At 67.9% G+C, this 19,543-nt stretch carries 15 protein-coding genes; 13 read left to right on the top strand and 2 right to left on the bottom strand.

The genetic code is table 11. The features are described from left to right. The first annotated feature begins 80 nt into the window (after positions 1 to 80). From ftsW to ftsA, 8 genes are all read left to right on the top strand, one after another. Entirely contained in the window at positions 81 to 1,247 is a 1,167-nt protein-coding gene (gene ftsW, locus CDO87_RS16950; protein ID WP_100929875.1) for a putative lipid II flippase FtsW, read from the top strand. A 90-nt stretch (positions 1,248 to 1,337) separates the two neighbouring features. Next, a complete protein-coding gene (murG, locus tag CDO87_RS16955) occupies positions 1,338 to 2,480 on the top strand; it encodes an undecaprenyldiphospho-muramoylpentapeptide beta-N-acetylglucosaminyltransferase (protein WP_100929876.1) in 1,143 nt (380 codons plus the stop codon). Positions 2,481 to 2,493: 13 nt separating this feature from the next. Continuing rightward, positions 2,494 to 3,891: a UDP-N-acetylmuramate--L-alanine ligase gene (gene murC / locus CDO87_RS16960; RefSeq protein WP_100929877.1), complete on the top strand. Its 1,398-nt coding sequence runs from the start codon at positions 2,494 to 2,496 to the stop codon at positions 3,889 to 3,891. Between the two features lie 196 nt (positions 3,892 to 4,087). Then, complete coding sequence (locus tag CDO87_RS16965) at positions 4,088 to 4,342, top strand: DUF2484 family protein (RefSeq protein ID WP_100929878.1); 255 nt, start codon at positions 4,088 to 4,090, stop codon at positions 4,340 to 4,342. A 366-nt stretch (positions 4,343 to 4,708) separates the two neighbouring features. Continuing rightward, positions 4,709 to 5,632, top strand: coding sequence for a UDP-N-acetylmuramate dehydrogenase (murB, locus tag CDO87_RS16970; protein ID WP_100929879.1), 924 nt, complete (start codon positions 4,709 to 4,711; stop codon positions 5,630 to 5,632). 285 nt (positions 5,633 to 5,917) lie between these two features. After that, the gene (locus CDO87_RS16975; RefSeq protein ID WP_100929880.1) at positions 5,918 to 6,832 is read left to right on the top strand and encodes a D-alanine--D-alanine ligase; all 915 of its coding nucleotides are present in this window, start codon (positions 5,918 to 5,920) and stop codon (positions 6,830 to 6,832) included. Then, entirely contained in the window at positions 6,820 to 7,719 is a 900-nt protein-coding gene (locus CDO87_RS16980) for a cell division protein FtsQ/DivIB (RefSeq protein WP_100929881.1), read from the top strand. Before CDO87_RS16975 ends, CDO87_RS16980 begins: the two co-directional genes overlap by 13 nt. Positions 7,720 to 7,750: 31 nt before the next feature. Then, positions 7,751 to 9,079: a cell division protein FtsA gene (ftsA, locus tag CDO87_RS16985; protein WP_005856862.1), complete on the top strand. Its 1,329-nt coding sequence runs from the start codon at positions 7,751 to 7,753 to the stop codon at positions 9,077 to 9,079. 370 nt (positions 9,080 to 9,449) lie between these two features. Here ftsA and CDO87_RS16990 read toward each other — a convergent pair whose 3' ends face one another. Beyond that, the gene (locus CDO87_RS16990; protein ID WP_157815023.1) at positions 9,450 to 9,827 is read right to left on the bottom strand and encodes a hypothetical protein; all 378 of its coding nucleotides are present in this window, start codon (positions 9,825 to 9,827) and stop codon (positions 9,450 to 9,452) included. Between the two features lie 445 nt (positions 9,828 to 10,272). Between CDO87_RS16990 and ftsZ the strand changes: the two genes are divergently transcribed. From ftsZ to recN, 4 genes are all read left to right on the top strand, one after another. After that, positions 10,273 to 11,913 carry a cell division protein FtsZ gene (gene ftsZ / locus CDO87_RS16995; RefSeq protein ID WP_100929883.1) on the top strand — a complete coding sequence of 547 codons (1,641 nt, stop codon included), beginning with the start codon at positions 10,273 to 10,275 and terminating at the stop codon, positions 11,911 to 11,913. A 532-nt stretch (positions 11,914 to 12,445) separates the two neighbouring features. Beyond that, positions 12,446 to 13,375 carry a UDP-3-O-acyl-N-acetylglucosamine deacetylase gene (gene lpxC, locus CDO87_RS17000; RefSeq protein WP_100929884.1) on the top strand — a complete coding sequence of 310 codons (930 nt, stop codon included), beginning with the start codon at positions 12,446 to 12,448 and terminating at the stop codon, positions 13,373 to 13,375. A gap of 232 nt (positions 13,376 to 13,607) precedes the next feature. Beyond that, positions 13,608 to 14,462, top strand: a complete 855-nt coding sequence (locus tag CDO87_RS17005) for an outer membrane protein assembly factor BamD (protein WP_100929885.1) — start codon at positions 13,608 to 13,610, stop codon at positions 14,460 to 14,462. Between the two features lie 36 nt (positions 14,463 to 14,498). Beyond that, entirely contained in the window at positions 14,499 to 16,151 is a 1,653-nt protein-coding gene (recN, locus tag CDO87_RS17010) for a DNA repair protein RecN (RefSeq protein ID WP_100929886.1), read from the top strand. A gap of 207 nt (positions 16,152 to 16,358) precedes the next feature. On the opposite strand, the gene CDO87_RS17015 is transcribed toward recN, so the two are convergent. Further along, positions 16,359 to 17,732, bottom strand: coding sequence for an FAD-binding oxidoreductase (locus CDO87_RS17015; protein WP_100929887.1), 1,374 nt, complete (start codon positions 17,730 to 17,732; stop codon positions 16,359 to 16,361). Positions 17,733 to 17,876: 144 nt separating this feature from the next. On the opposite strand from CDO87_RS17015, the gene CDO87_RS17020 reads away from it, so the two are divergent. Further along, complete coding sequence (locus CDO87_RS17020; protein ID WP_254698441.1) at positions 17,877 to 19,484, top strand: chloride channel protein; 1,608 nt, start codon at positions 17,877 to 17,879, stop codon at positions 19,482 to 19,484. Positions 19,485 to 19,543 lie beyond the last annotated feature (59 nt).

Consider the following 19,543-nt stretch of genomic DNA (forward strand, 5'->3'; position numbering starts at 1 on the left):
GAGTTGGAATGTCTTCTGCGATACACTTCCCATCAGACCCGGAAAAACGGGCGTTCCTGAGACAGACGAGCGGTGCTCTCATGACAGAAATGGTTTACGGCGCGGTCCCGGTCACGGGCGGCGAACCCGTGCTGCCGAAATGGTGGCGCACGGTCGACAAATGGAGCCTGTCCTGCATCCTGACGCTGTTCGCGGTCGGGATCCTGCTGGGACTGGCGGCCTCTGTGCCGCTGGCGGAACGCAACGGGCTGAATCCGTTCCACTACGTGCAGCGGCAGGCCTTCTTCGGCGGGCTGGCGATGATCGCGATGATGCTGACCTCGATGATGTCGCCGACCGTGGTGCGCCGGCTGGCGGTGGTCGGCTTCCTCATCAGCTTCGTGGCGCTGGCCTTCCTGCCGGTGCTGGGCACGGACTTCGGCAAGGGGGCGGTGCGCTGGTACAGCCTCGGCTTCGCCTCCGTCCAGCCGTCGGAATTCCTGAAACCCTTCTTCGTCATCGTCGCGGCATGGTTTCTTGCCGCCGGGCAGGAACTGAGCGGCCCTCCGGGGCGGCTCTATTCCTTCGTGATGATGGTGACGATCGTGCTGATGCTGGCGATGCAGCCGGACTTCGGTCAGGCCTCGCTGATCCTTTTCGCCTGGGGCGTGATGTGGTTCGTGGGCGGTGCGCCGATGGTGCTGCTGGTGGGGCTTGCCGGTCTCGTGGTGGCGGCCGGTACGCTGGCCTACAACTCCTCCCAGCACTTCGCCCGCCGGATCGACGGCTTCCTGACCCCCGAAGTCGACCCGACCACCCAGCTTGGCTATGCCACCAACGCCATCCGCGAAGGCGGTTTCTTCGGCGTTGGTGTCGGCGAGGGCACGGTGAAATGGTCGCTGCCTGACGCGCATACCGACTTCATCATCGCCGTGGCGGCAGAGGAGTACGGCCTTGTCATGGTGCTGGTCATCCTCGCGCTTTACGCGACCATCGTGGTGCGCAGCTTCATCCGGCTGATGCGCGAGCGCGACCCCTTCATCCGGCTGGCCGGGACGGGGCTGGCGGCGATCTTCGGCGTGCAGGCGATGATCAACATGGGCGTGGCGGTGCGGCTCCTGCCGGCGAAGGGCATGACCCTGCCGTTCGTCAGCTACGGCGGCTCCTCCCTGATTGCCGGGGGGATCGCCGTGGGGATGCTTCTTGCGCTGACACGCGCCCGTCCGCAGGGTGAAATCGGCGATATCTTGCGCGCCCGCGCGCGCTGAACGCAACATCCGCGCCCCGGCGCCCCCGGCGTTATGGACGCAGACGGGGCGCTGGTATAAGGGCCGCGGATACGCGTATAGGAGATCGGGATGGCGGAGCGACGGCCCTTGTTGGTCATGGCGGCGGGTGGCACCGGGGGACACATGTTCCCCGCGCAGGCCCTGGCCGAGATCATGCTGGACCGCGGATGGCGCGTGAAGCTGTCCACCGACGCCCGCGGTGCCCGCTACACCGGCGCCTTCCCGGAGGGTGTCGAGATCGAACAGGTGCCCTCTGCGACCTTCGCGCGGGGCAATGTGCTGGCCAAGGCGGGCGTGCCTTTCAAGGTCGCGGGCGGGGTGCTCTCGGCGGTCCGCAAGATGCGGCGCGACCGGCCCGACGTGGTGGTGGGCTTCGGCGGCTACCCGTCGATCCCGGCACTGACGGCGGCGTGGCTTCTGAAGCTGCCGCGCATGATCCACGAGCAGAACGGCGTCCTTGGCCGGGTGAACGAGATCTTTTCCAAGAAGGTCGACCTGGTGGCCTGCGGGACCTGGCCCACGGCCCTGCCGGAAGGTGTCGAAGGCGTTCACGTGGGCAACCCGGTGCGCGCCTCCGTGCGGGAACGGGCGGGCGCGGGTTACATCGCGCCGGGGCCCTACCCGATGTCGATGCTGGTGATCGGCGGCTCGCAGGGGGCGCGCATCCTGTCGGACGTGGTGCCCCCGGCCATCGCCGCGATGCCGCTGGACATGGTGCGCAACCTGCGCGTCAGCCACCAGGCGCGCGACGAGGACGGCGAACGGGTCGCCACCTACTATGCAGAGAACGGCGTGCAGGCGGACGTGCAGCCCTTCTTTCATGACCTGCCTGCGCTGATGAGCGAGGCGCAACTGGTGATCTCGCGCTCTGGTGCATCTTCGGTGGCGGACATCTCGGTCATCGGGCGGCCGTCGATCCTGATCCCCTACAAGGTCGCGGCGGGGGACCACCAGACGGTGAACGCACAGGGGCTGGTCGATGCGGGGGCCGCGATCCGCATCCCGGAGAGCCAGCTCAACATCGAGAGCCTCAAGGACTCGATCGAGGCGATCCTGACGGACGAACAGGGCGCGATCCGCATGGGGCAGGCGGCCCTGTCGGTATCGAAACCGCAAGCGGCGGAACATCTGGCCGCGCTGGTCGAAGAACTGGCGGGCTACAGGACACAAGAAAAGGAAGACGAGGCGGGACATGAAGGATTTGACCATTGAGCGGAGCGCCTGCATGACCGGCGCGACCAAGCTGCCCGGCGACGTGGGCGCGATCCATTTCGTGGGGATCGGCGGCATCGGCATGTCGGGCATCGCCGAGGTTCTGCTGAACCACGGCTACACCGTTCAGGGCTCTGACCTGAAGGCGTCGAAGATCACCGAACGGCTGGCCGGCATGGGCGCGAAGGTGTTCGAAGGCCAGCGGGCCGACAACCTCGAAGGGGCTGATGTCGTTGTGATTTCCTCGGCGATCAAGCCGGGCAACCCGGAGCTGGACGAGGCCCGGCGCCGCGGTCTGCCGGTGGTGCGCCGCGCCGAGATGCTGGCCGAGCTGATGCGCCTGAAGTCGAACGTCGCCATCGCCGGGACCCACGGCAAGACGACCACGACGACCATGGTCGCGACGCTCCTGGACGCGGGCCGGTTCGATCCGACCGTGGTCAACGGCGGCATCATCCATGCCTATGGCTCCAACGCGCGGATGGGGCAGGGCGAATGGATGGTGGTGGAGGCCGACGAGAGCGACGGCACCTTCAACCGCCTGCCCGCCACGATTGCCATAGTCACCAACATCGACCCGGAGCACATGGAGCACTGGGGCTCGATCGAGAACTTGCGGCAGGGCTTCTACGACTTCGTGTCGAACATCCCGTTCTACGGTCTGGCAGTCTGCTGCACCGATCATCCGGAGGTGCAGGCGCTGGTCGGCCGCGTGACCGACCGCCGCGTGGTGACCTACGGGTTCAACGCCCAAGCCGACGTGCGGGCCATGGCGCTGCGCTACGAAAAGGGCGTGGCGCATTTCGACGTGCACTTCCAGGTCTCGGGCGAAGTGATCGAGGGAATGACCCTTCCGATGCCCGGAGATCACAACGTTTCCAATGCCTTGTCCGCCATCGCGGTGGCGCGTCACCTTGGCATGACGGGCGAGGAGATTCGGGCGGCGCTGGCGGCGTTCGGCGGTGTGAACCGGCGTTTCACCAAGGTGGGCGAGGTCAACGGCGTCACGATCATCGACGACTACGGCCACCACCCGGTGGAGATCGCGGCGGTGCTGAAGGCCGCGCGGCAGGCCTCCGAAGGGCGGGTCATCGCCGTGCACCAGCCGCACCGCTACACCCGCCTGCACCACCACTTCGAGGAGTTCTGCTCCTGCTTCAACGAGGCCGACGTGGTTGCCATCGCAGAAGTCTATGCCGCCGGCGAAACCCCCATCGAGGGCGCGACGCGCGACGATCTGGTGGCCGGGCTGGTGCGTCACGGCCATCGCCACGCGCGGGCGCTGCGCGACGAGGACGACCTGGAGCGGCTGGTCCGCGAGCAGGCGCAGCCGGGCGACATGGTGGTCTGCCTTGGCGCGGGCACGATCTCGGCCTGGGCGAACGGGCTGGCGGCGCGGCTGGCTAAGTGACCGCTGGACGCCGGGAATAGGCGTTTGAAATCAGATGGATGGACGCGCGGGGCTCCGGCCCGGCGTCACGGAAGGGCTCCCATGCGGGGCCCTTTTTCGTTGCAATTCACGGCTTCGTTTGCGCCCCGAGGCTTGCGCATTCCGGCATATGCAGGCACAGTCATCGCGCCTGCGGGGGCAAAAAGGAGTAGGAGCCATGACGCTCTCATTGACTCTCGCGTGCCTCTGGGCAGTGGCCGCGAACATCGCAGCGATGATCCCGTCTTCCGACAATCACTGGACCCGTGCCTACCTGCTGATCGCAGCCGGAATCCCGCTTGTGGGCTACGTGACCTATGAAAACGGGCCGTGGATCGGGCTGGCCACGCTGGTGGCCGGGATGAGCCTGCTGCGCTGGCCCGTGTATTACCTCGCAAGCTGGGGCCGCCGCGTCGTGTGGCGGACGGAGTGACCCGCGCGGTCGCTTGACGTTTGCCCCTTAAGGCACCGTCCGCTGGGACGGTTTCGCCCCCTTAACGAAGCGCGCGGTCGGGTTGATCCACCGTGCGCAGGGCCGCGTGGCACCAGATGTGGTGGCACCGGACGGCCTTGGCACGACCATCCTTCAAATCGTTAAAATCCCAGCGGCCCGCGTTACCGGCGATCCGGCCGGTTCAGGGTGTCGAAACGGCCGGTTGGTAACCTTTTTAGCCCGCGCGGGGCGTTGCGCGCCGGAAATGCGGTTAACGGGCGGGTTTGTCGCGGGCATTGGCCGGTATTCGCGCGTCCACGCGCAAGCCCCGTTGCGCCTGTCCCGCGGCGGCGGTAGCAGGTCGTCATGACATATTCCCTGCCCGAAACCCGGGGGCGGCTGACGCCCGACCGGCCTCTGAACGATCTTACCTGGCTGCGTGTCGGCGGGCCCGCGGACTGGTTCTTCCAGCCGGCGGACCACGACGACCTGTGCGCGTTCCTGGGCGCGCTCGATCCGAATGTGCCGGTCTTTCCGATGGGGGTCGGGTCGAACCTGATCGTGCGGGATGGCGGCCTCCGGGCGGTGGTGATCCGGCTGGGGCGCGGCTTCAACGGGATCTCGGTCGAGGGCACGCGGGTGACCTGCGGGGCGGCGGCGCTCGATGCGCATGTGGCGAAGCGGGCGGCGCAGGCGGGGGTCGACCTGACCTTCCTGCGGACCATCCCCGGCAGCATCGGCGGGGCGGTCCGGATGAACGCGGGCTGTTACGGCTCCTACGTCGCCGATCACCTGGTGGAGGCGCGGGCCGTCACGCGGGACGGCGAGCTGGTGAGCCTGTCGCCCGACGCGCTTGCCTTCGGCTACCGGTCGAGCAACCTGCCCGAGGGCTGGGTGCTGGTCGAGGCGGTGTTCGAAGGTGCCGCGGGCGATCCGGAGGCGCTGGAGGCGCGGATGGAAGAGCAGCTGGCCAAGCGAGACGCCACCCAGCCGGTCAAGGAGCGCACGGCGGGCAGCACCTTCCGCAACCCGGCGGGCTATTCCTCGACCGGGCGGGCGGACGACACGCACGACCTGAAGGCGTGGAAGGTGATCGACGATGCCGGGATGCGGGGGGCCACGCGGGGCGGGGCGCAGATGTCGCCCAAACATTCGAACTTTCTGGTGAACACCGGCGGTGCGACGGCGGCGGACCTCGAAGGTCTGGGCGAGGACGTGCGCGCGAAAGTGCGCGAACAGTCGGGGATCGAACTGATCTGGGAGGTCATCCGGATCGGCGATCCGGGCTGATACGGCACGGTTTCCGGCGTTTCGGGTCGGATTGCGCCGGGCGGGCGGACTCTGCCGCCTGCTTTTCGGCAGCTTGGGGCCGAATCGTGAGGCCATAACCGCGAAAAAGAGTTTTCCAAGCCCGAATAAAGGCGTTACACTCACTACTTGCGGGGCTGTTGCGCCCACGCCAAAGGCGGACATTCCCGGCGGTCGAGACAACAACAGCGGACCGGCGGGACGCGACCACAGGCAGGTTGCATTACAAACATGGGGGTGAACCCCCGGGAAAAAGGCAGTTTTGGGATGTCGAGCAGGACACTCCCGAAAGTGGCGGTGCTCAAAGGCGGACCCTCGGCGGAGCGCGAGGTTTCGCTGGTTTCCGGACGGGAATGTGCCGCCGCTCTGAGGGGCGAAGGGTACGAGGTGATCGAACTGGACGCGGGGCCGGATGTGGTCGAACGTCTGAAGGAGATCGCCCCGGACGTGGTTTTCAACGCATTGCACGGGCGCTGGGGCGAGGATGGCTGCATCCAGGGCCTCCTGGAGTGGCTTCGGCTGCCCTATACGCATTCCGGCGTGCTGGCCTCGTCGCTGGCCATCGACAAGGAAAAGACGAAGGTGGCCTATCGGACGGCGGGCCTTCCGGTTGCGGAAAGTTTTCTCGCGACCAAGGCGGAGGTCATGGCGGCGCACGTCATGCCGCCGCCCTACGTGGTCAAGCCCTACAACGAGGGATCGTCGGTCGGCGTCTACCTCGTCCACGAGGAGGCCAACGGGCCGCCGGTGCTGGACGACAAGATGCCCGAGCGGGTCATGGTCGAACAGTTCGTGCCGGGGCGGGAGCTGACCGCGACCGTCATGGGCGGGCGCGCGCTTGGCGTGACGGAGATCCTGACCGACGGCTGGTACGACTACGACGCGAAGTACAAGGAGGGCGGGTCGCGGCACATCTGCCCGGCGGAGCTGCCGCAGGAGATCAACGACGCCTGCATGGACTACGCGCTGCGCGCCCACGAGGCGATCGGCTGCCGGGGCGTGTCGCGCACCGATTTCCGCTGGGACGACACGCAGGGGCTGGCCGGGCTGCGGCTTCTGGAGACCAACACCCAGCCGGGGATGACGCCGACCTCGCTGTCGCCGGAACACGGGCAGCTTGCCGGCATGAGCTTTGGCCAGTTCTGCGCATGGATGGTGGAGGATGCCTCATGCGACAGATAAACGTGCCCGAGACCGACACCGGAATGGCGCGGCTGGACCCGCGCATGAGCCGGATGAAGTACCGGCTGGAGCGGCTGATGCTGACGCCGCTGTTCCGCTTTTCGCTGCGGGTGGTGCTGCCCTTCGCGCTGGCCTTTGGCGGCGTGACGGCGTGGTTCTCGGTCGAGGCGAACCGCACGGCCTTTACCTTGATGGTGGCGGACGTGCAGGCGGCGGTGCAGAACCGCCCGGAATTCCAGGTGAAGCTGATGGCGATCGACGGCGCGACCGAGGCGGTGGCCGAGGCGATCCGCGCGGAACTGGCGCTGAACCTGCCAATGTCGAGCTTCGACATCGATCTGGACGAGATGCAGCTGAAGGCGGGGGCACTGGACGCGGTCAAGAAGGTCGACCTGCGCATCCGGCAGGGCGGCGTCCTGCAGATCGACGTGGTGGAACGTGTGCCGGCGGTGCTGTGGCGCGGCCCCGAGGGGCTGGTGATGCTGGACGAGACCGGCATGACGGTCGGCCCGGCGGCGTCGCGGGCGGAACGCGTGGACCTGCCGGTGATCGCGGGCGAGGCAGCGGAAGAGGCGGTGCCCGAGGCGCTGCGTCTCTGGGCCGTGGCCGGGCCGCTGAAGGAGCGTCTGCGCGGGTTCGAACGGATCGGCGCACGGCGCTGGGACGTGGTCCTCGACCGCGACCAGCGGATCATGCTGCCCGACAAGGGGGCCGTGCAGGCCCTCGAACGGGTGATCGCGATGGCGATGGCGCCGCAGGTGGACCTGCTGGCGCGCGACCTCGTGGCGGTGGATCTGCGGCTGCCCCGGCGGCCGACGATCCGGATGAGCGAACATGCCACCGAAGAGATGTGGCGTATCAAGTTGATAGAGGCAGGCCAGCAATGATGTTCCGGCAGACTTCGGAGGATGATGGGCAATGATCGAACTGTACGAGTCCCAGCGGGCGATGCGGAACATGCGTCGCGCGGCGATGCAGCGGGGTGTGATCGCCATCCTGGATGTGGGCACGTCCAAGATCGCCTGCCTCGTCCTGCGGTTCGACGGCACGGAAACGCGCGACGACGGCATCGGGCCGCTGGCCGGTCAGTCCGGGTTCCGGGTGATCGGCGCGGCCACCACACGGTCGCGCGGCGTCCGCTTCGGCGAGATCAGCGCCATGGGCGAGACCGAGCGCGCGATCCGCACCGCCGTGCAGGCGGCGCAGAAGATGGCGGGCATCCGGGTCGACCACGTGATCGCGGCATTCTCGGGCGCCGATCCGCGCAGCTACGGGCTGGCCGGGCAGGTGGAGGTGATGGGTGTCACCGTCGACGAGCAGGACGTGGCCCGGGTGCTCTCGGCCTGCGACGTGCCGGACTTCGGCCACGGCCGCGAGGTGCTGCACGCGCAGCCGGTGAACTTCGCGCTGGACCACCGTTCCGGCCTGATCGACCCGCGCGGGCAGATCGGCACGGAGCTGTCCTGCGACATGCACATGCTGACGGTCGACGCGCAGGCGATCCAGAACCTCGCGCATTGCGTGAAGCGCTGTGACCTCGAACTCGCCGGGCTTGCGTCCTCGGCTTATGTGTCGGGCATCGCGGCGTTGGTGGAGGACGAGCAGGAGCTGGGCTCTGCCTGCATCGACATGGGCGGCGGCACGACCGGCATCTCGATCTTCATCAAGAAGCACATGATCTATTCCGACAGCGTGCGGATGGGCGGGGACCACGTGACCTCGGACATCTCCATGGGGCTGCAGGTGCCGATGGCGACCGCCGAGCGGATCAAGACCTTCTACGGCGGCGTCGAGGCCACCGGCATGGACGACCGCGAGATGATCGAGTGCGGCGGCGAGACCGGCGACTGGGAACACGACCGCCGGACGGTGAGCCGGGCGGAACTGATCGGCATCATGCGGCCGCGCGTCGAGGAGATCCTCGAGGAGGTGCGGGTGCGGCTGGACGCGGCGGGCTTCGACCATCTGCCGTCGCAGCAGATCGTGCTGACCGGCGCGGCCTCGCAGATCCCGGGGCTGGACGGTCTGGCGTCGAAGATCCTGCGTCAGCAGGTGCGGCTGGGCCGTCCGCTGCGGGTGCACGGGCTGCCGCAGGCGGCGACGGGTCCGGGGTTCGCCGGGGCCGTGGGCCTGTGCCTCTTCGCGGCGCATCCGCAGGACGAATGGTGGGATTTCGAGATCCCCGTGGACCGTTACCCGGCACGCTCCTTCAAGCGCGCCGTCCAGTGGTTCCGCGACAACTGGTGACAGGATTTTCTCCGAGAAATCCTGTCACGGCCGGAAGGTCATGTTTCCGCAAGGAAACGTGACCCCGGCACGGTGACATTCCGGGTGGGCCGTTCAGGATTTTCTCCGAAAAATCCTGTCACGGCCGGAAGGTCATGTTTCCGGCAGGAAACGTGACACCGGCACGGTGACATTCCGGGTGGGCCGTTCAGGATTTTCTCCGAAAAATCCTGTCACGGCCGGAAGGTCATGTTTCCGCAGGGAAACGTGAGACCGGAGCAGGGACGGTTCGGACGGGGCGCACAGGATTTTCGTCGAAAATCCTGTTGCCTCGGTGCTGTCACGCCCGCGGTGCAAGCGTGACGCCACAGGCGCTTCGGGAACGCCGCAATCAGCCGCTGATCGTGTAGGTGAAGGACGTGCCGTCGTCCTTCGACATGGTCACGGTGTTGCCGCTGAAGGTCACGCCACGGCAGCCGGTGCCCGCCCATTCGGCGGGTTCGGTCAGGGTGCGGCACCACTTGCCGTCCCGGATCTCCCAAGTGCCGCGGGTGATCTCGCCGGTGCTTTCCTTGCCGAGCAGCCGGCCGTCGGCGGTCAGGGCCATGGTGGACTCGGCGTTGGCGAGCGTCTTGCCGGCCAGCCGCCCCCTGAGTTGCAGGTCGGCCTCGGTGGGGGCTGCGGCCTCGGGCGCTGTGGCGGGGACCGGGGCGGTGGTGCAGGCGGTCAGAAGACAAATCGGCAGCGCCATAAGGGCAAATCGCGTCATGATATGGTCCTTTGTTCAATGAAAACGGAAAATGTCGTGCTTTCACGCCTACAACAGGCCACCGCCGCGTTCAAAAATTTTTTGGCGGGAGAGGACATTTCGCCCCGTGACAGAACCCGTCCGCCCTGTTAACAAGCATGTGGATAACAGCGGGAAATCCGCGGCCGGAGGATCGGGCAGGATCCTTGAAACACCACAGTTGAGTCGCCGCCCTGCGGGTGGTGGCTTTGTCGTGCTTGTGCCAAGTATGCCGCGGACCACACGATATCGCGCTTTCGGCGAATACTCGCGGAAATGGGCCGGAAATGTGGCATATTTGGTGGATAACTGCTGATTTTTGCGTGACGATCGGGGTTGCAGTGAGTAAACTGAACCCTAACAGGCCAACGACGTGCCTGGACGGGTCGAAAAGACACACACGACAAGAACACAGGCGGACGACACCATGGCACTGAACCTATCCATGCCCGGACAGGATGAATTGAAGCCGCGCATCACGGTCTTTGGCGTGGGCGGGGCAGGCGGCAACGCTGTCAACAACATGATCGAAAAGAACCTCGAAGGCGTGGACTTCGTGGTGGCCAACACCGACGCACAGGCGCTGCAGCAGAGCATGTCTCAAAGCCGCATCCAGCTGGGCGTGAAGGTGACCGAGGGCCTTGGCGCAGGGGCGCGGGCATCGGTCGGCGCGGCGGCCGCCGAGGAGTCGATCGAACAGATCGTGGATCACCTCGCCGGCGCTCACATGTGCTTCATCACGGCGGGCATGGGCGGCGGCACCGGGACGGGTGCGGCGCCGATCATCGCTCAGGCAGCACGTGAACTTGGCGTGCTAACCGTCGGCGTTGTCACGAAACCTTTCCAGTTCGAAGGCGCCAAGCGGATGCGCCAGGCAGAGGAAGGCGTCGAGACGCTGCAGAAGATGGTCGACACGCTGATCATCATCCCGAACCAGAACCTCTTCCGGCTCGCCAACGAGAAGACGACCTTCACCGAGGCGTTCTCGATGGCCGACGACGTGCTGTATCAGGGCGTCAAGGGCGTGACCGACCTGATGGTCCGTCCGGGCCTCATCAACCTCGACTTCGCCGACGTGCGCGCGGTCATGGACGAGATGGGCAAGGCGATGATGGGCACCGGCGAGGCCGAGGGCGAAGATCGCGCGATCCAGGCGGCCGAGAAGGCCATAGCGAACCCGCTGCTGGACGAGATCAGCCTCAAGGGCGCCAAGGGCGTGCTGATCAACATCACCGGCGGCGCGGACCTGACCCTGTTCGAACTGGACGAGGCGGCGAACCGCATCCGCGAGGAAGTGGACCAGGACGCCAACATCATCGTCGGCTCGACGCTGGACGAAGGCATGGGCGGCCTGATGCGCGTGTCGGTCGTGGCGACCGGCATCGATGCGTCGGACAACGTCGGCGACATGCCGGTGCCGCGCCGCAAGCTGTCCCAGCCGCTGCGCCAGCAGGAAGCGGAAGCCGCACCGGCCCCCGCTCCGCAGCAGCGCGCCCCGGAGCAGGTCGTCGCACAGACGGCGCCCGCAGCGCAGCCTGTGCAGGCGCCGCTGTTCGGTGAGCTGGACGCAGAGCGCGCCGCAGCCCAGGACGAGATGGAAGACATCTTCGAGGACGAGGCGCAGACCCCGGCCGCCCCGGCGATGCAGGACGACGGCCTTCCGCCGCCGGCCTACCAGCCGCAGGTCGCCGATTTCCGTCCGCAGCCGGACAGCATCGAAGCCGATCCGAACGATTTCATCGCACCGCGCAAGCCCGCCCCGGGCGTGCCGAGCCCGGACACGCTGGACCGCCTGAAGGCGGCCGCCGCCCGGACCCGCGAAGAGACTGTCCGCCAGCACGGCGCCATCCCGGCGCATGCGTCGGAGGAGAAGCCGCGCTTCAGCGTCAACTCTCTGATCGGCCGGATGACCGGGCACGGCTCCGAGAACGCGCAGCCGCAACAGCAGCCGGCACGCCGCCAGCCGCCGATGCAGGCGCAGCGTCCCGCTCCGGCCCCGGCGCCCGAGGCCGATCCGGAAGAAGATCGCATCGAGATCCCGGCCTTCCTGCGCCGCCAGGCGAACTGAGGCGGACACGGCACTACCCTCGGCCCGCCCGAGACCCTCGTGGACGGCGCCCTCTGGCAACAGGGGGCGCCTTTCCTTTTTCTTTACCTTTGTGTGGGTGCCTGTGTGGCCGGGCGGGCCGCGTTAACGCGAAGGTCGCGGCCTAAATCCCTGACGCGTCTCGGGCTTCTTCCGGTGGCGCTTCGGGAATCATGAGGTGCGGGGCAGGTTGACGTGAATGGCGGTAACGGACCGGCCGATCCACGGTTTTTCGCGCGGTCCCGGCGCCCTTTTGCAACAAAGGTGCAAAATCGCGGTCACATTGGCGGCGCAGGCGCCTGATAAAACCGCGCTCAAGCAGGGATATTTCCCCATGCATTCCAGAGGGTTGCCCGGAGTGTGCACCTGCAGCGGCGGGGGGGCGCCTAGGGGGGCGGGGGGATGTTTCACTCGGTTACAATCTTTGATTTGAGACCGGAGCCGCCTGCGCTTTATCCCATTGTACAAGGACGCGCCTGTCAGACGGTGCGCATCACAAATTCGGGAAGTCGACGTGCAAACAACCATCCGCTCAGCGATCAGCTTCGACGGCATCGGCCTGCATTCCGGCCGACCCGCGCGCCTGACCATCCGTCCGGCGGTGGTGAACCGTGGCATCTGGTTCAAACGTACCGACGTCGACCTTGGCGACACGATGATCCCGGCGCGCTGGGACAACGTCGTGCGCTCTCCGCTCTGCACGCTGATCCAGAACCGGGCGGGTGTCTCCGTCTCGACCGTGGAACACGTCATGGCGGCGCTGGCCGGTTGCGGCGTGCACAACGCGCTGGTCGAGATCGACGGCCCCGAGGCGCCGATCCTCGACGGGTCGAGCGTGCCTTTCGTGCGCGGCATCCTGAACGTGGGCCTGCGGGCGCAGGGCGCCCCCGTGCGCGCCATCGAGATCCTGAAGCCGGTCACCGTGGAAACCCAGGGCGGCTGGGCGCGCCTGTCCCCGTCTAAGACCGGGCAGGGGCTCGACATGGTGTTCCGCATCGACTTTGCCGACGCGGCCATCGGTGTGCAGGAAAAGCACCTGAACCTCGCCAACGGCACCTTCGTGCGCGAGTTGAGCGACTGCCGCACCTTCTGCCGTGCCTCCGACGTGGACGCGATGCAGAAGGCGGGCAAGGCGCTTGGCGGCACCTACGAGAACGCCGTCGTGGTCGATGGTGACAAGGTCCTGTCGCCGGGCGGTTTCCGTCACGCCGACGAGGCCGTGCGCCACAAGATGCTGGACGCGCTGGGGGACCTGGCGCTGGCCGGTGCGCCGATCCTTGGCCTTTACGAAGGGCACAAGGCCGGTCACGCCATGACCAACGCCCTGCTGCACGCGCTGTTCGCCGATGCACAGGCCTGGCGCTTCGTGGACTGCGACGCGGCGACCGCGGCGACGCTGCCGGGCGCAGGTGTCGTGCTGGACGAGATCCCGGCCGTCGCCTGACCCGCTTATCCACATCAACGATGACGTATATGTGTACTGCGCCGGTTGGAGAAACCGGCGCTTTCCACATCTTGCGGAATGCCCTTGCGTCCACCGGCAATATCTTGCGATGGATTGGCGGGGGCACCGCCAATAGGGCGTTTTGCCCGCTGATTTTCTGTGCTAGACCCTGCGCAACGGGGCCTTTATGCAGGTTGGCGCAAAGGGTTCGAAAAGAACGAAGGACGGTGTCATGACAGGGGGCAGATCGCGGGCTTTGGTGTTCGGGGTGAGCGTAGCGGCTCTGCTGTTGTCGGGCTGCGGCGAACTCAAGCGCAAGGACATCGGGCCGGACGGCCAGCCGCTGGAAACCTACACGGCCAAGCAGATCTACGAGCGCGGCGAATACGAGATGTCGCGCAAGGACTACGAGGACGGCGCGTTCTATTTCGGCGAGGTCGAGCGGCTTTATCCCTATTCGGACTGGGCCAAGCGTGCGCTGATCATGCAGGCCTATTCCTACCACAAGAACAAGGACTACGAGAACGCGCGCGCCGCGGCGCAGCGCTATATCGATTTCTATCCGGCGGACGACGACGCGGCCTATGCGCAGTACCTGCTGGCGCTCAGCTACTACGACCAGATCGAGCTGGTGGGCCGGGACCAGGGCCTGACGTTCCAGGCGCTGCAGGCGCTGCGCGCGGTGATCGAGCGTTATCCCGACAGCGAATACGCGCGGTCGTCGATCCTGAAATTCGATCTCGCCTTCGATCACCTCGCCGGCAAGGAGATGGAGATCGGGCGCTACTATCTGAAGCGCGACCACTTCGGCGCCGCCATCTCGCGGTTCCGCGTGGTGGTGGAGGACTTCCAGACCACGACCCACACGCCGGAGGCGCTGCACCGGCTGGTGGAGGCCTACCTGTCGCTGGGTCTGGTGGAAGAGGCGCAGACGGCCGCCGCGATCCTCGGTTACAACTACCAGTCGACCGACTGGTACGAGGACAGCTACGCGCTTCTGACGAAGCAGGGGCTGGAACCGCGTGCGTTCGAAAACAACTGGCTCGGCAAGGTCTATCGTCAGATGGTGCGCGGCCAGTGGCTTTGAGGGGCGGTGGGCTGAACACCCACCCTACGGCTGGACATGCTTCGGGCGCTTGAAATCCGCGACATGCTGATCATCGACCGGCTGGATCTCGACTTCCAGCCCGGTCTCAACGTGCTGACCGGCGAGACCGGGGCCGGGAAGTCGATCCTTCTGGATTCGCTGGGATTCGTGCTGGGCTGGCGCGGGCGCGCCGAACTGGTGCGCGCGGGCGCCGAGCAGGGCGAGGTCGTGGCGGTCTTCGACCTTGCGCCGGACCATGCGGCGCGCGGCGTGCTGGAGGAGGCCGGGCTGCCCGCGGGCGACGAGCTGATCCTGCGGCGGGTGAACACGGCGGACGGGCGCAAGACCGGCTGGGTCAACGACCGGCGGGTGTCGGGCGACGTGCTGCGGCAACTGTCGGACACGCTGGTGGAACTGCACGGGCAGCACGACGACAAGGGCCTGCTGGACCCCAAGGGGCATCGCGCGATCCTGGACGACTACGCCGGGGCCGATGACCTGCAGGCGGAGGTCCGGGAGGCCTGGCGCGCGCTGGCGGCGGCCCGGAAGGGGCTTTCGGACGCGCAGAAGGCGATGGATGCGGTGCGCGCCGAAGAGGGGTTCCTGCGCCATTCCGTGGCCGAGCTGGATGCGCTCGCCCCCGAAGAGGGCGAGGAAGAGGCGCTGGATTCGCAGCGCCGGACGATGCAGGCCGCCGAGAAGATCCGCGAGGACATCGCGCAGGCCTCTGCCGCCTTGGGATACGAGGGCGCGGAGGGCGCGATGTCGGGCGCGCTGCGCTGGCTGGAAGGGGCTGCGGAGAAGGCGTCGGGCCGGCTTGATGCGCCGATCGAGGCGCTGGTGCGCGCCATGGCGGAGCTGGACGAGGCGGCGCGCGGGGTGGCGGATTGCCTCGAGGCGCTGGATTTCAATCCGGCAGAGCTCGAGTCCTGCGAGGAAAGGTTGTTCGCGATCAGGGGGCTGGCGCGGAAACATCAGGTGATGCCCGACGAGTTGCCGGGGCTGGCCGCATCGCTGTCGGAACGGCTGGAGGCGCTCGACGCGGGCGAGGCCCGGCTGGGCGAGTGGCAGAAGGCGATCCGCGACGCGGAGGCGCGGTTCGACGATGCGGCGGGCCGGCTGACCGCCCTGCGCCGCGATGCCGCCCGGCGGCTGGACGCGGCGGTGGCGGCGGAGCTGGAGCCGCTGAAGATGGGCCGCGCGGTGTTCGAGACGGAGGTGGCAGAGGCCACGGCCGGGCCGGAGGGCCGCGACGCGGTGACCTTCCGCGTGGCCACCAACCCCGGCGCGCCTGCCGGAGCGCTGAACCGCATCGCCTCGGGCGGGGAACTGTCGCGGTTCCTGCTGGCCCTGAAGGTCGCGCTGCACGTGCAGGCGGGGCAGGGCGTGACGATGATCTTCGACGAGATCGACCGCGGCGTGGGCGGGGCCACCGCCGACGCGGTGGGGCGGCGCCTGAAGGCGCTGGCCGATGGCGGGCAGGTTCTGGTGGTGACGCACTCGCCGCAGGTGGCGGCGCTTGGCGCGCACCACTGGCGCGTGGCGAAACGGGTCGAGGACGGGATGACCCTGTCGGAGGTCGTGGCGCTGGACGCGGGCGCGCGCGAGGCGGAACTGGCGCGGATGCTGTCGGGCGACACGGTGACGGACGCGGCGCGGGCCGCGGCACGGTCGCTGCTGGCAGGCTAGGCGCGGCCTCCGGGCGCCCCGACCGGCGACCTTGCGGTCCCCGGCGGCCCACCCTCCCGGCCACGCCCCGGCCTGGCGTGGCACCGGGTGAGGCGCGGACAGGCTGTCATCTTGCACAACGCGCTTCGCGCGGACCCCGGCATGCCGGCCCCGGTGCCCTCTGCATTGCGGACACCGCGTTTCCCGTCCGTCGAGGGCAGGGGGCCGTCAGTTGCCGGGCACCAGCTTCCCGGGATTCATGATGCCCGTGGGGTCGAGCGCGTTCTTCAGCATGCCCATGACGGTCCAGGCGGCGCCGTGCTCCGCCTCCATGAAGGGTTTCTTGCCGACGCCCACGCCATGTTCGCCGGTGCAGGTGCCGCCGAGGCGCAGGGCGCGTTCGGCCATGCGGGCGGAGATCCCCTTGGCCTCGTCGAGGTCGGAGGGCTTGTCGGGGTCCAGAAGCAGGATGGCGTGGAAGTTGCCGTCGCCCACGTGGCCGAGGATCGGCCCGCTGATGCCGGAGGCGGCGATGTCGGCCTGCGTTTCCTCGACCGCGCGGGCGAGTTCGGAGATCGGCACGCAGATGTCGGTCACCACGGCACGGGCGCCGGGGCGCGAGGCGAGGATCGCGTAATAGCCGTTGTGCCGCATCGCCCAGAGCGCGTTGCGCTCCTCGGTCCGCGAGGACCAGCGGAAGGCGGAGGCGCCGTGGTCGGCCACGATCTCGGCAAAGCGTTCGGCGTCCTGCGCGGTCGATTCCGGCGAGCCGTGGAATTCCACCATGAGGTGCGGCTGTTCGGCCATGTCGGCGCCCGCGTAGGCGTTGAAGGCGCGCGCGGTGGCGGCGCAGGCGAACTCGATCCGGGCGAGGGGGAGGCCCATCTGGATGGTCTCCATCACCGCGGTCACGGCGGAACCCATGTCGGGAAAGGCGCAGATGCCCGCGGAGATCGATTCAGGGATGCCGTGCAGGCGCAGGGTCAGCTCGGTCACGAGGGCGAGGGTGCCTTCGGAGCCCACGAGCAGTGCGGTCAGGTCGTAGCCGGCGGAGGACTTGCGCGCGCGGGTGCCGGTGCGAATCACGGTGCCGTCTGCCAGCACCGCCTCGAGCGCCAGGACGTTGGAGCGCATGGTGCCGTAACGGACGGTGGTGGTGCCGGAAGCGCGGGTCATCGCCATGCCGCCGATGGAGGCGTTGGCGCCGGGGTCGACCGGGAAGAACAGGCCGGTGGCGCGCAGCTCCTCGTTCAGGGCCTCGCGGGTGACGCCGGGCTCTACGGTCACGTCCATGTCGGCGGGGCGGATCTCTGTCACCCTGTTCATGCGGGTGAAGTCGACCGAGACACCGCCGCGCAGCGCCTGGGTCTGCGCCTCGAGCGAGGTGCCCGCGCCGAAGCCAACCAGCGGCACGCCGTGGGCGTGGCAGATCTGCGCGATGCGCGACACTTCGGCGGTGTTTTCGGGATATGCGACCGCATCGGGGGCGATGGGCGGGAAATAGGACTCCGATCCGGCGTGGGCATCCAGATCGGGCTTGGACCGGCTGAGACGTTCGCCTAGGAAGGCCTGCAAGTCGTCGAGCGCCTGTTCGATAGGCATCTTGGTCTCCGGTGAGTGACAGGAGGCCACCTTACCGGGCGACGCGGGGCGGGGAAACCCGCGGGTTTGGAGGAGAAGGCCGTGCCGGGCGTATTCGCGCAACACCTTGCCACCATCAGGGGCGACTTTTCGCGCGGCTGGGACATGATCCGTCACAACGGGCCGGGACAGGTCAGTTTCTGGTTCATCGCGCTGTTCCTCGGCATGGTGTCGGGCTTTGCCGCCATCGGCTTCCGCTTTGCGGTCGAGACCCTGCAGGCGGCGGTCTACGGCACGCGCGACGTCAACATGCTGGCGAGCTGGGCAGGCGAGCTGCACTGGGCCTGGGTGCTGGTGATCCCGGTGCTGGGCGGCATCGCGGTGGGGGCGCTGTTGCAGAAGTTCACGCCGGACGGGCGGGTGCGGTCGGTCGCCGACGTGATCGAGGGCGCGGCGCTGAACGACGGCCGGGTGGAACGGCGCGCCGGCGTGGTCTCGGTGCTCTGCTCGTGGATCACGCTGTCGACAGGCGGCTCCACCGGGCGGGAGGGGCCGGTGGTGCACATGGCCTCGCTGGCGGCCACATGGGTCGCGAACCGGATGAAGGTGGACGGCATCACCGGGCGCGACCTTCTGGGCTGCGCGGTGGCGGCGGCGGTCTCTGCCTCGTTCAACGCGCCGATTGCCGGGGCGCTGTTCGCGCTGGAGGTGGTGCTGCGGCACTTCGCGCTGCACGCCTTTGCGCCCATCGTGGTGGCGAGCGCGGCGGGAACGGTGATCAACCGGCTGGTCTATGGCGACGTGACGGAGTTCACCCTGCCGGGGACGACGGTGGTGGAGTTCTACCTCGAGTTGCCGGCGTTTTTCCTGCTGGGGCTGGTCTGCGGGATCGTCGCGGTGATGATGATGCGGGCGATCTTCTTTGCCGACGACGTGGAGACGGCGCTGCAGAAGAAGCTGGGGCTGCCCTACTGGCTGCGCCCGGCGGTGGCGGGGCTGCTGCTGGGCGGCATCGCGATCTTCTATCCGCATATCATCGGGGTGGGGTACGAGACGACCTCGCGCGCGCTGACCGGCAACCTGCTGATGTGGGAGGCCGTGGTCTTTGCGGTGATCAAGGTCACGGCGGTGTCGATCACCATGGCGGGCCGGATGGGCGGGGGGATCTTCTCGCCTTCGCTGATGGTGGGGGCGCTGGTGGGGCTGGCCTTCGGCCATGTCGCCACGGGGATGGCGCCGGACATGTCCTCGGCCTTCACGCTCTATGCGCTGGCGGGGATGGGCGCTGTGGCGGCGGCGGTGCTGGGGGCGCCGATCTCGACCACGCTCATCGTCTTCGAGCTGACCGGGGACTGGCAGACGGGGCTTGCGGTGATGGTGTCGGTGTCGATGTCGACCGCGCTGGCGAGCCGCGTGGTCGACCGGTCGTTCTTCCTGACGCAGCTGGCGCGGCGCAAGGTGCAGCTGGCGGCGGGACCGCAGGCCTACCTGCTGGCGATGTTCCGGGTGCAGGGGGTGATGCGCAGGCCCGACGACGAGCGCGCCGCTGACGAGGAGGCCTGCCTGAGGATGATCGAGCGCGAGCTGTTCGTGCAGGCGACGGCGACGCTGGAGACCGCGCTGCCGATGTTCGACCGCTCCGGCGTGGCCTTCCTGCCGGTGGTGAAGATGGAGGACGGGGTGCCGGTGTTCCAGGGCGCGCTGTTCCACGTCGACGCGCTGAAGGCCTACAACCGGGCGCTGGCGGCGACGGCGGAGGAAGAGCATTCCTGAGGGGTTTCGCCTGCGCGGTGCGCAGGCGACCCGCCGGGGCTGCGCCCCCGGCGCGGGGG

This window comes from Sagittula sp. P11 (genome assembly GCF_002814095.1).
Classification (GTDB): Bacteria; Pseudomonadota; Alphaproteobacteria; order Rhodobacterales; family Rhodobacteraceae; genus Sagittula.

Coding starts and splice junctions, on each gene's coding strand:
- ftsW (WP_100929875.1), top strand. CDS start 81: ATGACAGAAATGGTTTACGGCGCGGTCCCGGTCACGGGCGGCGAACCC.
- murG (WP_100929876.1), top strand. CDS start 1,338: ATGGCGGAGCGACGGCCCTTGTTGGTCATGGCGGCGGGTGGCACCGGG.
- murC (WP_100929877.1), top strand. CDS start 2,494: ATGACCGGCGCGACCAAGCTGCCCGGCGACGTGGGCGCGATCCATTTC.
- CDO87_RS16965 (WP_100929878.1), top strand. CDS start 4,088: ATGACGCTCTCATTGACTCTCGCGTGCCTCTGGGCAGTGGCCGCGAAC.
- murB (WP_100929879.1), top strand. CDS start 4,709: ATGACATATTCCCTGCCCGAAACCCGGGGGCGGCTGACGCCCGACCGG.
- CDO87_RS16975 (WP_100929880.1), top strand. CDS start 5,918: ATGTCGAGCAGGACACTCCCGAAAGTGGCGGTGCTCAAAGGCGGACCC.
- CDO87_RS16980 (WP_100929881.1), top strand. CDS start 6,820: ATGCGACAGATAAACGTGCCCGAGACCGACACCGGAATGGCGCGGCTG.
- ftsA (WP_005856862.1), top strand. CDS start 7,751: ATGATCGAACTGTACGAGTCCCAGCGGGCGATGCGGAACATGCGTCGC.
- CDO87_RS16990 (WP_157815023.1), bottom strand. CDS start 9,827: ATGACGCGATTTGCCCTTATGGCGCTGCCGATTTGTCTTCTGACCGCC.
- ftsZ (WP_100929883.1), top strand. CDS start 10,273: ATGGCACTGAACCTATCCATGCCCGGACAGGATGAATTGAAGCCGCGC.
- CDO87_RS17005 (WP_100929885.1), top strand. CDS start 13,608: ATGACAGGGGGCAGATCGCGGGCTTTGGTGTTCGGGGTGAGCGTAGCG.
- recN (WP_100929886.1), top strand. CDS start 14,499: ATGCTTCGGGCGCTTGAAATCCGCGACATGCTGATCATCGACCGGCTG.
- CDO87_RS17015 (WP_100929887.1), bottom strand. CDS start 17,732: ATGCCTATCGAACAGGCGCTCGACGACTTGCAGGCCTTCCTAGGCGAA.
- CDO87_RS17020 (WP_254698441.1), top strand. CDS start 17,877: ATGATCCGTCACAACGGGCCGGGACAGGTCAGTTTCTGGTTCATCGCG.